Origin of the sequence: Thiorhodovibrio winogradskyi (assembly GCF_036208045.1) — a bacterium.
In the GTDB taxonomy this organism is placed as follows: Bacteria; Pseudomonadota; Gammaproteobacteria; order Chromatiales; family Chromatiaceae; genus Thiorhodovibrio; species Thiorhodovibrio winogradskyi.
The window spans coordinates 1,684,660-1,700,190 of sequence record NZ_CP121472.1; the positions used below are offsets into that span (position 1 = coordinate 1,684,660).

Annotated in this window: 11 protein-coding genes and 1 pseudogene; 8 read left to right on the forward strand and 4 right to left on the reverse strand. The window is 60.9% G+C overall.

The annotated features are described in order from the left end of the window. Positions 1-157: 157 nt before the first annotated feature. From Thiowin_RS07515 to ubiD, 8 genes and pseudogenes are all read left to right on the forward strand, one after another. Positions 158-817: pseudogene (locus Thiowin_RS07515) on the forward strand (putative Ig domain-containing protein); the annotation flags it as partial. Next, the gene (locus Thiowin_RS07520) at positions 817-2,211 is read left to right on the forward strand and encodes an HlyD family efflux transporter periplasmic adaptor subunit (protein WP_328987126.1); all 1,395 of its coding nucleotides are present in this window, start codon (positions 817-819) and stop codon (positions 2,209-2,211) included. The pseudogene Thiowin_RS07515 and the gene Thiowin_RS07520, both read left to right, overlap by 1 nt. A 1-nt stretch (position 2,212) precedes the next feature. Next, positions 2,213-4,312, forward strand: a complete 2,100-nt coding sequence (locus tag Thiowin_RS07525; RefSeq protein ID WP_328987127.1) for a site-2 protease family protein — start codon at positions 2,213-2,215, stop codon at positions 4,310-4,312. 146 nt (positions 4,313-4,458) lie between these two features. Continuing rightward, entirely contained in the window at positions 4,459-5,814 is a 1,356-nt protein-coding gene (locus Thiowin_RS07530; protein WP_328987128.1) for a Coenzyme F420 hydrogenase/dehydrogenase, beta subunit C-terminal domain, read from the forward strand. Positions 5,815-5,889: 75 nt separating this feature from the next. After that, entirely contained in the window at positions 5,890-7,227 is a 1,338-nt protein-coding gene (locus Thiowin_RS07535) for an MFS transporter (RefSeq protein ID WP_328987129.1), read from the forward strand. Between the two features lie 343 nt (positions 7,228-7,570). Continuing rightward, positions 7,571-8,485 carry a sulfurtransferase gene (locus tag Thiowin_RS07540; protein WP_328987130.1) on the forward strand — a complete coding sequence of 305 codons (915 nt, stop codon included), beginning with the start codon at positions 7,571-7,573 and terminating at the stop codon, positions 8,483-8,485. A 27-nt stretch (positions 8,486-8,512) separates the two neighbouring features. Next, positions 8,513-10,588, forward strand: coding sequence for a putative bifunctional diguanylate cyclase/phosphodiesterase (locus Thiowin_RS07545; RefSeq protein ID WP_328987131.1), 2,076 nt, complete (start codon positions 8,513-8,515; stop codon positions 10,586-10,588). A gap of 59 nt (positions 10,589-10,647) precedes the next feature. Then, positions 10,648-12,126 (forward strand): 4-hydroxy-3-polyprenylbenzoate decarboxylase, encoded by a 1,479-nt coding sequence (ubiD, locus tag Thiowin_RS07550; RefSeq protein ID WP_328987132.1) that lies wholly within the window; start codon positions 10,648-10,650, stop codon positions 12,124-12,126. 249 nt (positions 12,127-12,375) lie between these two features. Here the strand turns inward: ubiD and Thiowin_RS07555 are convergent, their stop codons facing one another. The 4 genes from Thiowin_RS07555 to Thiowin_RS07570 form a co-directional block, all read right to left on the reverse strand. After that, positions 12,376-12,789 carry a hypothetical protein gene (locus tag Thiowin_RS07555; protein ID WP_328987133.1) on the reverse strand — a complete coding sequence of 138 codons (414 nt, stop codon included), beginning with the start codon at positions 12,787-12,789 and terminating at the stop codon, positions 12,376-12,378. 169 nt (positions 12,790-12,958) lie between these two features. Continuing rightward, positions 12,959-13,459, reverse strand: coding sequence for a hypothetical protein (locus tag Thiowin_RS07560; protein ID WP_328987134.1), 501 nt, complete (start codon positions 13,457-13,459; stop codon positions 12,959-12,961). 218 nt (positions 13,460-13,677) lie between these two features. Then, on the reverse strand, positions 13,678-14,559 hold the full coding sequence (locus Thiowin_RS07565; protein ID WP_328987135.1) for a sulfotransferase domain-containing protein: 882 nt from the start codon (positions 14,557-14,559) through the stop codon (positions 13,678-13,680). A gap of 65 nt (positions 14,560-14,624) precedes the next feature. Continuing rightward, positions 14,625-15,518 carry a DMT family transporter gene (locus Thiowin_RS07570; protein ID WP_328987136.1) on the reverse strand — a complete coding sequence of 298 codons (894 nt, stop codon included), beginning with the start codon at positions 15,516-15,518 and terminating at the stop codon, positions 14,625-14,627. Positions 15,519-15,531 lie beyond the last annotated feature (13 nt).

The following is a 15,531-nucleotide window of genomic DNA, read 5'->3' on the forward strand; positions in this document are numbered from 1 at the left end:
CGAGGAGTTGAATGCCTGGGATTACGTCAACCTGGATAATGGGTCGCGTGAGCACGAGATCAGGGTCGAGCGCGATATTCCTCGGCAACGAGTCGATCCGGATGGGGGCGAGCTACGTCTCACTATTCCGACCGATACCTTCGCTCATACCGATGCGCAGGCGAATCTAAGCTTGACGGCGACCATGAACGATGGATCGCCGCTGCCTGATTGGCTGACCTTCGAGCCCACGACCGGCGAGCTGACTGGCACCCCGCCTGCGGATTTCAAGGGCGAGATTCAGGTGCGTATCATCGCCCGCGATGAAGCGGGGCGTCAGGCCGAGACCATTGTCAGCATCGCCTCGGGAGAGGATGACGAGCATGACCTGAGAGTGCATAAGGGCATCCCGGATGTCGAGTTCGGGCCGGATGCGGACCTGGTGCAGTATCAGATTCCCATTGACGCCTTCGCCCACACCGACGCGGCGGCCGAGGTAGAACTCAGCGCGATCATGCTTGATGGTAGTCAACTGCCGCCCTGGCTGGTGTTCGATGCCGCCAAGGGCGAGTTTAGAGGGGAGGTACCGGGTGACTTCAATGGCGAGTTGCAGATTCGCGTGATCGCTCGCGACCAGGAAGGGCGCACGGCAGAAACCATTCTCCGCATCGTACGCCCGGGGCAGAATCCGGGGCTGCAGACGCTGCTGCAAGGCCGCCCGCAACTCGACACACAGTTGGCTGCCCATTCCGCGTTGGTCTGGCAAGCCGAGCAGGCCGAGTTGGTGCGGCAGGCGCGTGAGGCGGCTCTGCGTTGGGAGCTGGCCAAGGCCGCCTAGTGGCAACCAGCTCGACGCCTGCCAGCACGGACCTGCTGGCAGTTTTACTGCATCTCGGACGCCGTGCGCGCCAGGCGGAGGATGAAGCCGAGCTGGGCTTCATCCTGGTGAATGAAACCAACCAGCTCGCACCCTATCGACAGGGCGCGCTCTGGTTGCCTGGTGAAGGCGTGGTCACGCTCTCTGGCGTGGTGATGCCCGAGGCCAACGCGCCCTATGTGCAATGGCTCTCGCGCCTGTGTGAGCAGTGGAGCAGGGCAGGGCGGGACAAGCCCTGGGTGATCCAGGCCGCCGATCTCCATTCCGAGGATGTGCGCGAGTGGTCGCATTGGCTGCCGGCGCAGGCCCTGTGCGTACCCTTACCCGCCGTGGGGCGGTACTTCGCCGGTGGCTTATTGCTGCTGGCGAGGGATCTGGCCTGGTCCGATGGCGAACTGGCCTTGCTCGCCGAGTGGGCGGCCATCTGGTCGAGTGTGCGGGTACTGGTGGATCAGGGCAGTGGGCTCACGCGGCTGTGGCAACGCCTGCACGGTCGGCCCGCGCCGCTGGCACCAGCCAAGCCAACCGGGCGTCTGGGCGCCATGCTGAAGCGCCCGCGCACCTGGGGCTGGCTGCTGTTGTGCCTGTTGCTGCTGCTGCCCGTGCGCTTGACGGTGCTGGCGCCAGCCGAATTGGTGCCGCTGAACCCGACCTTGGTGCGCGCGCCCATCGACGGTGTGATCGAGCGGGTGCACGTGATGCCGAACGAGGCGGTTGACGCGCAACGGCCCTTGTTTGAGTTTGATCGCACTAGCATAGGCAACAGATTGCTGATTGCTGAGCGCAGCAAGGAGACGGTCCGGGCGGAATTGCGCCAGCACTCCCAACAAGCGTTGTTCGATGAGTCGAGCAAGGCGAAACTGGCTCTCCTGCAGGGCCAGTTGGCGGAAAAGCAGATCGAGCTTGAGTACTTGCGCGAGCTTGACCAGCGCAGCCTGGTCTCCGCCGAGCGCGCGGGCATCGTGCTCTATGATGATCCGTCCGAGTGGGTGGGGCGGCCGGTGGTGACCGGGGAGCGTGTCATGGTCATCGCCGATGAGCGCGAGGCCGAGGTGGAGGCCTGGTTGTCTCCCGCCAATGCCATCTCCTTGGCGATGGGCAGTCGCGTCAGGGTCTACCTGAATGCCGATCCGCTGCGCCCCGTACAGGCGAGCTTGCGCTATGTGAGTCACGAAGCAACGGAACGACCCGATGGGCATTATGCCTATCGGGTGCGCGCCAGCCTCAGCCGAGTCGACGAGCGCTCCCGGATTGGTCTGAAGGGAACTGCCAAACTCGAAGGCGGGCGCGTGCCGCTGATCTACTGGGTGATGCGCCGCCCGGTCGCCTCGCTGCGCGCCTGGTTGGGAATCTGAGGTGCTGCCGCCGCTACGCCAGGAGCTGGCATTGTACCCGGGGCCTCGGAGCTATGCGGGAGAGCCGTCCTGGTCCTTGCATGATCCGGTGCGCAACCTGTTCTTTCGCCTCGATTGGCTCGCCTTTGAGATCCTCTCCCGCTGGTCCTTGGGCGATCCGCAGCGCATTCTGCAGGATGTCAACACACGGACCTTGCTCCAAGCCGAGGTCGACGACATTGAGGCTGTGTTGCGGTTTCTGCTCGACAATGAACTCTTGCAGGCGCGCGATCAACAAAGCATCGAACGGCTGCATCAACAGCGTTTACAGCGAAGCTCTGGTCTGACCACCTGGCTGATGCATCGCTATCTGTTCTTTCGGGTTCCGCTGTGGAAACCCGATGCCTGGTTGACCAAGTCCCAGCGGGCCGTGGCGTTTTTCTATCGGCCGGGGTTCTTGTGGCTGACCCTGGTTGTGCTGGTCCTGGGCTTGCTCGAGGTCTCGCGCCAGTGGGAGCCCTTTGTCGCCACCCTGGTGGACGTGTTTTCCTGGAGCGGTCTGGTCAGCTTCTCTATCGCCCTGGTGTTCGTCAAGTTCATGCACGAGCTTGGCCACGCCTTCACGGCCAAGCGGTTTGGCGTGCGGGTGCCGACCATGGGTGTGGCCTTTCTGGTAATGTTTCCCATGGCCTATACCGACGTCAACGAGGTTTGGAAGCTGCCATCGCGGCGCCAGCGCTTGTTGGTGGGCTCTGCGGGCATCCTCACCGAACTGATAATTGCCGCCTGGGCGACGTTTTTCTGGGGCCTGCTGCCGGATGGCTTGTTGCGCGGCGCGGTCTTTGTTTTGGCGACAACCACCTGGGTGTCTACCCTGATCATTAACGCCTCGCCCTTCTTGCGCTTTGATGGGTATTTTCTGCTGATGGATTGGCTCGGCATGTCCAATCTGCACCAGCGGGCCTCAGCCCTGGGGCAATGGCGCTTGCGCGAGCTGCTGTTCGGCTTGGGCGATGAGCCGCCGGAGATCTTGCCCAGGCGACGCCAGCGTGGCTTGATCCTTTTTGCCTATGCCACCTGGCTTTACCGGTTGGTGGTCTTTGTCGGTATCGCCGTGCTGGTCTATGTCAAGGTGCCCAAGCCGCTTGGCCCGCTGCTGGCTGCCCTGGAGCTGTGGTGGTTCATTTGTCTACCGGTGGTGAAAGAGATGGGGCGGTGGGGAGCGCGGAGACCTGAGATGTTGCGGAACCGGCGTCCGCGCTGGGTGCTGGTCGCCGTGGTGCTGGCGCTGGCGGTTGCCTTGGTGCCTTGGGATAGACGCATCCACACGCAGGGGCTATTGATTCCGGTCGATTCTTTCCCTCTCGTGGCGCCCGAAGGAGCCCGGCTCGCTGCCTTTGCGGTGGAGTCAGGCGACTGGGTGGAGGAGGGCGAGGTTATCCTGGAGCTGGATTCGCCCGATCTGGATTATCGCCAGCGGATGATGGAGGTGCGCGAGCAAAGCCTTGGCTGGCAGAAGGCCGCGGCCGGTGTCGCGCCGGAACTGCTCGAGCAGCTTCGCACACTGGAGGCTGAGGGTGCCGAGCTGCAAGCCGAGCTGGTTGGCGTGCGAGATGAAAAGAATCGTTTTCAGCTCAAGGCGCCGATGTCCGGTCAGTTCTTTCCAAGCAATATCAATCTGCGGCCCAATACCTGGGTGGGGCGTAACGAACGACTTGGCACCCTGATCGACCCCGCTGTGTGGCAAGTCATGACTTACCTGCCAGAATCCGCACTCAAGCGCGTGAGCCTGGGTGATCATGGGTTGTTTTATCCCGAGTCGGCCGCAGGCGGGCCGATGTCGGCGCAGGTCTCACGCATTGATCTCGATGCCACTCGCGTGCTCGACGATGGACTGCTCGCGGCAACCCGGGGCGGTCAGCTGCCGGTGCGTGAAAGCGAGTATGGCCTGGTGCCGGAGTCGGCTGTCTATCGCGTTGTGCTTGCGGTGGAGCCTGGGCAGACACCTGAAGGGGTGCAATTGCAGCGCGGCAAGCTGCTCCTCTTTGGCGCGCGCGCATCCTGGTTGGGTGAGTATGCCCGCGGCGCGGCGACCCTTCTCGTGCGAGAGTTGGGATTCTAACGCCCCGTGTTAAAACATGGGGTTCGAGTAGGCGCCTAATCCCGCGCCGAATGGGTGGCGCTCGTGGTTTGGCCAGTGACTGACTGGGACTCAATACCTTCCTCTGGTATCTTTCCGCTTTTCACTCCGTACATGAGGCCTGACGCATGGCATCCGACCCCAGTTCCGCCGCCGGTGGCGGTGTTTCCATGGACCAGCCAGGAAGGGATCCGCTGACCGGGCTTGCGCTTGATGATCTCGGCCCGTCCAAGGGCCTGCGCGCGCCGACCCTGCTGAGCAAGGACGAGCGGTTGCTTGGGCGCCCCAAGCTGTGCAGCGACTGCGGCCTGTGCGACAGTCAGTTCAAGCCGCTGATGGCGTCGAGCTGTACCTTTGTGCGTCAGCACATTCCCGAGATTGAGCAGCGTTTGCATGGGCGCGGGCGTCGGGAGGGCGACGAGCTGCGCTTTGGCATTTTTCGGGAGATGCATGCCGCGCGCATGCGCCAGCCAGCCTCGGGTGCTCAGTGGTCTGGCATGGTCACCAGCCTGGGCGCGGCATTGCTGGAAACCGGGCAGGTGGAGGGCGTCATCACGGCGGCGGCCGCTTCGGGCACCCGGTTCGCGCCGCGCCCGGTGCTGGCGCGCACGCCCGATGCGGTGCGCGCGAGTGCCGGCAACAAGCCCTGCTTGTCGCCGAATTTGGCGCTGCTCGATGAGGTGCGCGCGGCTGGCATCAAGCGGCTGGCCTTCATCGGCACCGGTTGTCAGGTGCAGATTTTGCGCGCGGCCGAGCCGCGACTGCGCGCCGAGCTGGGGCTTGAGCAGCTGGATGTGATCGGCATTCCCTGCAGTGACAATGTCACCTATCCGGATTTGCAGTTCTTTCTCGCGCAGGTGTCGCGCTCGCCCGAGACCATTGTGCATTACGAGTTCATGCAGGATTACAGCCTGTGGATGCGTCATGACGACGGCCAGATCGAGCGGGTGAACTTCATCGATTTCCCGATGGACAAGCTCGACGGCGTTTTCCCCTCGGCCTGTTTGTCCTGCTTTGATTATGCCAACAGCCTGGCGGATATCACCATCGGCTACATGGGCGCGCGTTTGGGCTGGCAGTGGGTGCTGGTGCGCACCGAGCGCGGGCAGGCCATGTTGGAGTTGATCAAACCGCGACTGGAGTTTCGCGAACTCGACAGCGCCGGTGATCGCGCTCGCGGCATGCCGCGCTACATCTCCATGTTGGCGCGGCCCCCCGGCAAACCGCCCAAGCTCATCCGGCGTCTGATCGCCTTCCTGCAGCGGCATCGCGGGCCGCGCGGGCTGGAGTTCGCGCGCGCGGTGATTGAAATGAAACTGTTACGCAATCTGCAGTATTTGCGCACCCATTTTCCGCGGTTTGAGCCGCGCGTGGTGCATCCGGCGGTCTACCAGGCACTCGCGCCCTACGCGGGGGACTATGCCGAGACCTTTGGCCGTCCGCTGAAACCGGATGAATCCAGCAGGAATCCTCCCGGTCTGTAGCGACAGAGCCATTGGCCCCAGGGATTTGCCGCGGCAGTCCTTTTTCAGATCTCAACCCAGCTAAAAGTCACGTCCATGCTCCAGGCCAATGCCCTTGATTCTCTTTATGATCTGGTGACCGGCGATGAGGACGCGCGCGTTTGCAAAGACATCCCGGCGGAATCCTGCAATGACCAGCCGCGCAATTTCTTCGCCTATCTGCTCGCCAATTTGCTGAGCAAAGTCGCCGATGAACTGGCCAGTGCCAAGCTGCTGTTGCCCTGGCTGTTCGGTGCCCTGGGTGCACCGGCGCTGCTGGTCGGCTTTCTGGTGCCCATTCGTGAGGCCGGTGTGCTGCTGCCGCAACTGGCGGTGGCGGCGGTGATCCGCCGGCGCCCGCTGCGCAAGCCGGTGTGGATTCTTGGCGCGCTGCTCTCGGCGCTGGCGCTGGGGCTGATGGCCGTGACCGCGGCCAGTTTTCGCGGTGCCGCGGCGGGATGGATCATTCTCGGCTTGCTGGTGCTCTTTAGTTTGGCGCGGGGGCTGTGTTCCGTCTCCGCCAAGGATGTACTGGGCAAGACGGTGTCCAAATCCCGGCGCGGCCGGTTGATGGGGCTTTCCGCGGGCATTGCGGGTGCCTTGACCCTGGCGGTTGGGGTTTATCTCGAATTTCTTGCGCCGACCAATGCCGGGATTGGCATCTTCGTGGTCATGCTTGCCGGCGCCGCAGTGCTGTTTGTGCTGGGTGCACTGGTGTTTCAGGGCATTCTTGAACAGCCCGGGGCAACCGGTGGTGGCGGCAATGCATTGGAAACGGCGCTTGAGAGTATCGGCTTGCTGAAGACCGATCCGCGGTTTTTGCGCTTTGTGCTGGTGCGTATTGCCCTGTTAAGCGTGGCCTTGACCGCGCCTTTTTATGTGTTGCTGGCGCAGCAGCACAGCGACGGCGCTCTGGCGGGGCTGGGGCTGTTGATCATTGCCAGTGGGCTCGCCAGCAGCATCAGCGCGCCGCTGTGGGGTGGGCTCAGCGATCACTCGGCGCGGTGGGTGATGGTGCTGGCGGCGGCCATGGCCGGCGCGCTGGGGCTGATTACCTGGTTGCTGGCGCGCAGCGAGGCGGCAGTCTGGTTGGGACATCCCTTCGCCTTCGCGGGGATTTTTCTGCTGCTCGGCATCGCCCATGCCGGCGTGCGCATCGGCCGCAAGGTCTATCTGGTCGACATGGCCAGCGCCGAGCAACGCGCGGCCATGGTGGCGGTCAGCAACACGGTCATCGGGGTGGCGATGCTGGTCGCGGGGCCAGTCGGATTGCTGGGCGACCGCCATGGGCCAGCACTGGTGGTGCTGGTGCTGGGGGTTGGCGCGCTCATCGCCGCCGCGCTGGCCCTGGGTTTGCCGGAGGTCTCGGAGCCTGGTGGTGGCAAAAACCTGTGATTGCGGGCTTCTCAAGCTCAAAGGTCGCCATAGCCTTGCCCTTTCAGTTCAGCTCGGACTGAACTTCGCCTTTGGTCTCGTTGCGCTTGCGCCTGGCACGGCTCATTGCTTTGAGTTTGCGTGCCTCTGAACCAAGGGACAACCTTGGTTTAGGTTCCGATGGTCGCGCGCGAGTTGCCACCGGAGGCAGGCTGCTGCAAGATTCCCAACCAGGATGACCGATGGGGCGGTGGTTTCTTGGTTGTAGCCAGGTGTGCTGGCCCCTGCCCGCCGCGCGGGATGAAGGCCGCGGGTTCGCCGCTAAGCGACCTTAGTTGATCAAAGGGTAGAGGAGGGCGTCTCAATGCGATTGTTATCCGCCGCCATGTCTCGCGCTCCGCGCGCGCTCAAGCTCACAGTATTCGTCCTGGCGCTTGCGCTCTGGTGCCTGCCGCTCCTGGCCGCAGACCTGCGGGTGTCGCCGGCCTGGCTGCAAGCGCGCCTGGATCAGCCAGACGTGGTCATTGTTGATGCCCGTGCGCCTGCGGATTTTGCCAAGGGGCACATTGTCGGTGCGGTAAATTTTCCGGAACTTGCCACCTATCGCGACCAGGGTCGCGATGGGCGCCTGGTGGAGCCCGCGGCCATGCAGGAGCGGCTGCGCGATCTCGGGTTGACGCGGGATACCCTGACAGTGGTCTACGATGACGGCGCCCTGCTCGCGGCGGCGCGAGTCTTTTGGGCGCTCGAGGTATATGGTCTGCGCAATCCGCGCCTGCTTGATCGCGGCTACCTTGGCTGGGAGGCGGCCGGCTTTCCAACCACCACGACCCTGCCGCGGCCGCAACCCAGCAACTATGTCGCCGAAATCGATCCCAGGCGCATCGCCACCCGCTTCACCACTCGGCTGGCGATGGCCGATCCGAGACAGCAAATCATTGATGCTCGATCACCAGACGCCTACCGGGGGCGGGTCTCCAAGGCCCGTCGTTTTGGCCATATTCCATCGGCCATCAATGTGCCCGTGCATCGGCATCTGGACGAGGCCGCGGATGGTTCCGAACTGCGCGATCTCGCTGCGCTGGCGGCCATCTATGCCGATGTGCCCAAGGACAGGCGCTTGGTGCTTTACTGCGATCTGGGTCGGGTCTCGGCGATTAATTACATCGCGCTGCGCGAGCTTGGTTATCAGGTCGCGAATTACGACGCCTCCTGGCTGGAATGGGGTAATGATCCGGATCTCCCTATTCTTGGGCCAGACGGGCAAGTCGCGCCCTAGCCCGGACGCATGCGCACGGGCTTGATCATGTGGCAGCGACTCGGCATTCGCACCCAGCTGATCGTACTGGTTGGGCTTCTGCTGACCCTGGTCGCGGCCTTGGTCTTGGGGTTGACCTATTGGCTTGATGTTCGCGACCGTCAAACCATGGCAATCGAGCAGGCCGCGACCCTGCACCGGGCTTTGAGTCAGGATCTGCTCAAGGCGCTGATCGACCCCGGCGTCGAAGGCCATGCCGATCTTAGCTTTCGACTTGCGGGCTTCCGACCCTTGGACGGGCTAGTCCTCTGGGATAGTGCCCATGAGCCGGTCTACCATTACCAGCGTGAAGATGTCGACGCGGCCGCGCTCACTCGTTCCCAAATAAATACGCCAGTGAAGGCCCCAGGCAATGCCGCGCCTGCCATCGGCCGCGGCCATTTGTCGCTCTGCGAGCCGCTTGCGGCCGGCGGTGCCCGCTTTGGCTCGGCCTGCTACGCGCTCGACTTGACGCGTTATCACACCGGGCTGCGTCAACGCCTGATCTCCCTTTCCATGCTGTACGCAGTGGCCTTGTCGGTTGCGTTGGCCATGGCGTTCTGGATCGGAGGCCTCTATACCCGCCCGTTCACCGCGCTGGCGAGCACCATGCGCTCGAACGATCCGCGCGCCAACAGGTATCGCTTGATGCAGACCCGGGCGCGCAATGAGGTCGGCGCGCTCTATACCGGTTATAACGCGATGATCGACCAGATCGTGCGCGCGACCGATGAACTGCGCTATCTCAGCCGCCATGACACCCTGACCGGGCTGCTGAATCGTTTCGGCTTCGATCAGACGCTCGAGCACTGTCTCGGCGCGACGGGTGCAGCGGAGCAGCGCGTTGATGTCACTATCTCACACGTCCTGGTGCAGATCGACCTGGATCTGTTTAAGCTGGTCAATGATAGCGCCGGTCAGCTTGCCGGCGATTTTCTACTCAAACAGGTCGCGCAGCTGTGTCGCGACCATTGGCCGGCACCCGCGGCGCTGGCGCGCATCGGCGGGGATGAGTTCTTTGCTCTGTTGCCGGATTGCGATGAGGATCGGGCACGGCGGGAAACTTGGGAACTGCTCGAACGCATTGGAGAGTTGCGTTTTCGCTGGGAGCAGTCGGCCTTTGATATCACGGCAAGCGCTGGTCTGGTGGCCTTCAGCCCCTATGAGTATCGCCGCGATGATCTGATTGCCGCCGCCAATTCCGCGCTTAAGCAGGCGCAGATGCGCGGGCATCACCAACTCCATTGTCATCGCGCGGATGCCGAACGCCAGCGACGCGAAAGCGCCGAACGTTTCGCGGCCAGCGCCATCAAGGAGGCGTTGCGGGCCGGACCGGCGCGGTTTGAGCTGTTCGCGCAGCCGATTGTGCCGCTCGAATCCCCTGAGTCTGTGTCTAAGGGGTTTTCCACGTCAACAAATAACTACGAGATCCTGTTGCGCCTGCGCACTGGCAATGGCGAATTGATGTCGCCCGGACTCTTTCTGCCGGCCGCCGAGCGCTATCAACTCATGAGCGCCATCGATCAATATGTCTTCGCCGCTTTTTTCGATGCCATGGAGCAGCATCCGGCGCATCTTGACGCCCTCGGATTCGCCAGCATCAATCTGTCCGGCAGTACCTTAACGCACCCGGATTTCCAAGCCTGGTTCGGCGAGGTTCTGTCTCAGCGGGACTTTCCATGGTACAAGCTGGTGGTGGAGGTGACCGAGACTACCGCGGTTGGCAATTTGCCGCAGGCATCGGACTTCATCTCGCGCTGTCGGGCCGCCGGTGTGCGGGTGGCTCTTGATGACTTCGGCACCGGGCTATCGTCCTTCGAGTATCTCAAATCCCTGCCGTTCGACCGCATCAAGATCGACGGCAGCTTTATCCGTGACATGCTGACCGATCCGGTCGATTATGAAACTGTTCGCTATATCCATCAGATCGCCCGTCTGCGCGATCAGCGTACCATTGCCGAGTTTGTCGAGACCGAGGCTCAACTTGCCGCTTTAAGCGCGATCGGCGTCGACTATGGCCAAGGTTACCTGCTTGGGCGACCGAGGCCTCTGGTGGAGTTGTTTGACGAAGGCAGCCCCGCCTGAGATTGCCCACCCTGTGCTTAGCGGGCGTGGCACAGTCTCTCTCGGGTAGAATTGACCAGATGCAATACAGAGATTTACGAGATTTTATCGAACAACTCGAGGTACGTGGCGAGCTTCAGCGGGTGCATATCCCGGTCGATCCTTATCTGGAAGTCACTGAAATCTGCGACCGCACCCTGCGCGCTGGTGGGCCGGCGCTCTTGTTTGAGCGACCCCGGGGGTCTGACATCCCATTGCTGGGTAATCTGTTTGGCACACCCAAGCGGGTCGCGCTCGGCATGGGTGAGGAGTCCACCGATGCGCTGCGTGAGATCGGCAAACTGCTGGCTTTTTTGAAAGAACCCGATCCACCCAAGGGCATGAAGGATGCCTGGCGCACCCTGCCGGTATTCAAGAAGGTGCTCGACATGGCGCCCAGGGTGCGCAAACAACCGCCTTGTCAGGAGGTGGTGCTAGAAGGCGCGGATGTTGATCTCGGATGCTTGCCGATTCAGCACTGCTGGCCGGAGGATGCAGCCCCCTTGATCACCTGGGGGCTGGTGGTCACGCGCGGGCCGAACAAATCACGGCAGAACCTCGGCATCTACCGTATGCAGGTGCTCGATCGTAATAGTGTCATTATGCGCTGGTTGGCGCACCGTGGCGGCGCCCTGGACTATCGCGACTGGCAGCAGACGTATCCCGACGAGCCTTTTCCCGTTGCCGTCGCACTTGGGGCAGATCCGGCGACTATCCTGGGTGCCGTCACCCCTGTGCCCGACAGTCTTTCGGAATATGCCTTCGCTGGACTGCTGCGCGGCAGTCGCACCGAGCTGGCCGGCTGCCTGGGTTCGGATCTGCAGGTGCCGGCCAGCGCCGAAATTGTGCTTGAGGGGCATTTGCATCCGCGGGATATGGCTGATGAAGGGCCTTTTGGCGACCATACCGGCTATTACAACGAGGTTGATCGCTTCCCGGTCTTTCGTATCGAGCGCGTCACCCACCGCCGCGACCCCATTTACCATAGTACCTATACCGGTCGCCCGCCCGACGAGCCCGCGATTCTAGGCGTGGCGCTCAATGAGGTCTTCATCCCCCTGCTGCAGAAGCAGTTCCCGGAGATTGTTGACTTCTATCTGCCGCCCGAGGGCTGTTCTTACCGACTTGCGGTGGTGAGCATGAACAAGCAATATCCCGGGCATGCCAAGCGAGTGATGATGGGCGTCTGGTCTTTCCTTCGTCAGTTCATGTACACCAAGTTCGTGATCGTGGTCGATGCTGACGTCAACGCCCGCGATTGGAAGGATGTCATCTGGGCCATGACCACGCGCATGGACCCTGCGCGCGATACCCTGCTGATCGAAAACACTCCGATTGACTATCTGGATTTTGCTTCGCCCGTCTCGGGCCTCGGTTCCAAAATCGGAATGGACGCGACCAACAAATGGCCAGGCGAGACCAGCCGCGAATGGGGGCGGCCGATCCAAATGGACCAGAGCGTGCGAGCGCGAGTGGACGCGATCTGGGATCAGTTGGGGATTGATATTCCAGAACATTGAAATCGCGCGCAATCCAGCCAACGTGAATTGCCCTCGTGATCCTGCAATCTAGAGATACTCCATGCCATCAGCCATGAAGACACCAGAAAATATCCGTTAATGCTCAATCTATCAGAGAGTTCGTGCGACCTCGATTGGATGGCCAGCAGGATTAAATCGATTGACGCATTTGCAATCCTGGGTGCGCTGGGTGCGTTTCTCGCTTCTGCCGGTCTGTATCCGTTGCGCCATTGATCGATTGTCAACGAGTTACCCCCCTTGAATTTCAATCTTCGTTGGCTGTCCGTGCGGATCATAGATGACCCGGAACACGATGAAATCAGCGCTCGATATGAATCCCTCGATCGGTGAGCCCACCAGATTCCAGATGCCAAGGGTCGCAATCGAGAGGATGCCATGGGTGAAGGAACGCACATTGGAGCCCTTTTTGCGCCGAACCTGATAGATCTCCTCAAAGCTCCCATCCGGATGTTGCTTGTCGAGCAGGATCTGCCCGCCATACTCCAGCAGTCCCATAAAACAGCTTCGGGATTCACATCGCGCGATCCTGCTCTCGGTCGCGCCCGCCTGCTTTGATGCCTGCTTGGCTGCTGGCCCGGTGCAGGCCGCTATTGTGGCTGTTAGTAGGGCCAGCACAAGCAGGATCGAGCCAAGACGAATCATGCTAAAAATCGATCTGTGGGAAGGTGCGGCCATAGCTAAGTATCCGTGCTGTTGAGACTCAATGTGTGATTTATCGTGCGTCAGTGGTTAGTGGATAACAATAACCCGACCTAAAACCGACAACCAATTTGCGATTGGGATAGCTGCCAGTTAGACGATTGAGGGATAGTCATCGGTTTAAAATACGAACGCCCGATGCAACTCGCTGCCCGACATACTGATGAATCACATTCATATATTCTCTTCCAAGCTGTGTTCTGCGCTTGGCAACAAACCGGATGACCCCTAGTACTTTGACGATTATATCGTTGGTGACATCTTTCAAATCTTCGATGATTGATTGATCGACATAGCGAAAGCCATTTGTAATTAGCTTATTTTCTTGATCAAATGATTGATCTTGAAAATGGTATTTATCAATCAGCAACTCAATGATTTTGATTGCGTCACTATCTTTCAGTTTGCCATCGTGTTTAATATCATATGCGCACAAAGCGCCTTCTATGGAATTGCTGTATGACGCAAGCTCCATGTTGTTATCCATTTCTATAATAGAATACGCGGGGACATCACTATATTTTCTTTTTGGTTTTTGATAAAAAATACATCCCACACAAGCCTCTTCCGTTCTTGTGTCTCCACAACATTGGCTGCAAATGAGGTTATCCACGATTAGACACTTTCTTTTGCCTTTCCTTGACTGACATATTGGACACTTTGCCATCTTGCCTCCTGAGATTGATTGTCTTGGTTGATCGAAAAAAGTTAGTGGCAGTAATCAGGGTATCAGGATAGCACCGGAAAAATGACGGGGCTATCAGCCAAGGTGAAGCTGGTTTGTCCACCAGCTGACCCTTGGGTAGGAACGGATTGCCGATTGCTGGCTGCTTAGTCCCGCGCTGGCAGATCCAGATAAGCGAGGCAGTCCGGCGGCAGTTCCTGCCGGCAGCGCTGGAGGATTCGCGCTTCCTGCTCCGGGTTGAGATGGATCTTGTGGTCGCCGGTTTCCCCTTTGCGGATGAAGCCGCCGGGTCGGAACATGGGGCTGCCGTCGGCGTTGCGACCGGCGAAGCGCTCACTGTGGGCCTTCATCCAGGCGAAAGAGGCGTAGTGCGCGGCATGTTCCAGGGTCTCTCGCGTCAGCGACCAGCCGAGGAAGCTTGCGATGCGTGCCATGGCGCCGGGAAGGTCGGCTTTGAGGTCGCTGTAGCGCAGCATCAGGAGATTGTCGCGCTCTCGCCGCGGCCACCAGCTTGCGACATTGCGGAACCAGGCACCGAAGGCGAGCCAGGTGTCGAGATGCGCATCGAGATTCGGCGGGCGCTCTAGTCCGTCTTGGGTTCGCGCGGTGTCCGAGATGTCCAGCAGGTGATGATAGAAGCTGACGCAGCAGTCGCGCGGGTCGCGCACTGTGAGGATGATGCGGGCGATCTCTCGCCCCGGCGTTTGCTCCCAGGTGCAGTGGGTCTTGAACAGGCGCGGATCGGCGCGCTGGTGGAAATCCGCCAGCACCTCGCGCCAGGTGCGCGGCGGGCGCTGGCGTTCCAGCCAAGGGACAACCTGGTCGATGTCGTCAAAGTCCGTATTCCCGCCGGTGCGCAGCTGATGCAAGATCTGCTGCATCCAGGTGGTTCCGGCCTTGGGTGCCGTGGTGATGAGTACGTCTGTTGGCCGCGCGCGGAAGTGGGCGAGCACCCAGGGATCGTGCAGCGGATGCGGCTCGCCCCAGTGTGGAGCCGGGTGGTCGGTGAAAACCTCGGTCTCTTGCATGCTGGCGTTCTCCTGTAAAACTGGTATCTGATTTCAGCCGGCACAGATCCGTGTCCTGGTCTTTCTTAACTCACATCGGACGCCGGCTGTGGGGTACGTGAAAACAGGCTCAGCGCCGTTACTGTCATGAGGATCAGTGCCGCGCCCAACATCTGCGCAATCGCCAGACGTTCGTCCAACACCACCACGCCAAAGAGAGACGCGGTCACGGGTTCGACCATGGCGATGATGGATGCCACGGCGGGAGCTGTATGCTTGAGGCCAATAATGTAGAGCACAAAAGATAGGCCCGCGCCAAACACGCCCAGGGTGGCGAACAGCGGCCAGTCTGGTGTGTGTGGCACGGCAATAATCTGGTCGCTATCGCTCGGCCAAATCAGGATGGTGGCGAGGACGGCAAAGGCGATGGACAAAATCGCCTGCGGGCTGCCGTGCGGGCCAGCATATTTGAAGCCGAAAATGAACAGGGCGTAGGATAACCCGGCTAGCAGTCCAGCGCCGATTCCCAGCGGAGTGATGCCGCTGTTGTCGAGATCGTAAATCTGTGTCAGCAGCACGACGCCGAGCATGACCATGACGATCGCCGCCCACTTTAGCGCCGTGGGGCGCTCCAACCCCAGTGCGAAGGACACCAGATAAACAAAGACCGGTGCGCAGTACATCAAGGTCGCCGCTATCGCGACGCTGCCATGGGCGATGCTGACAAAATAAAAAGAGAAGTTTCCAGCCACGCCCAAGCCGGCAAGGGTGGACCAGAGCCACATTCGACGGCTTGCCAGACCGCTCCCGCCGGGGCGCAGCGCAAGCCAGAGGAGGACGCATAGCAGGCCAATCAGGCCGCGGTAGAAGGAAACGACGAAGGCATCCCAACCACTAGCCATCAGGATGCCGCCGATCCCGCCCGATAATCCCCAGAAAATCGCTGCCAGCAAGACAAAAGCGGTACTTGCGCCAAGCATTCGAGAGTCCTTT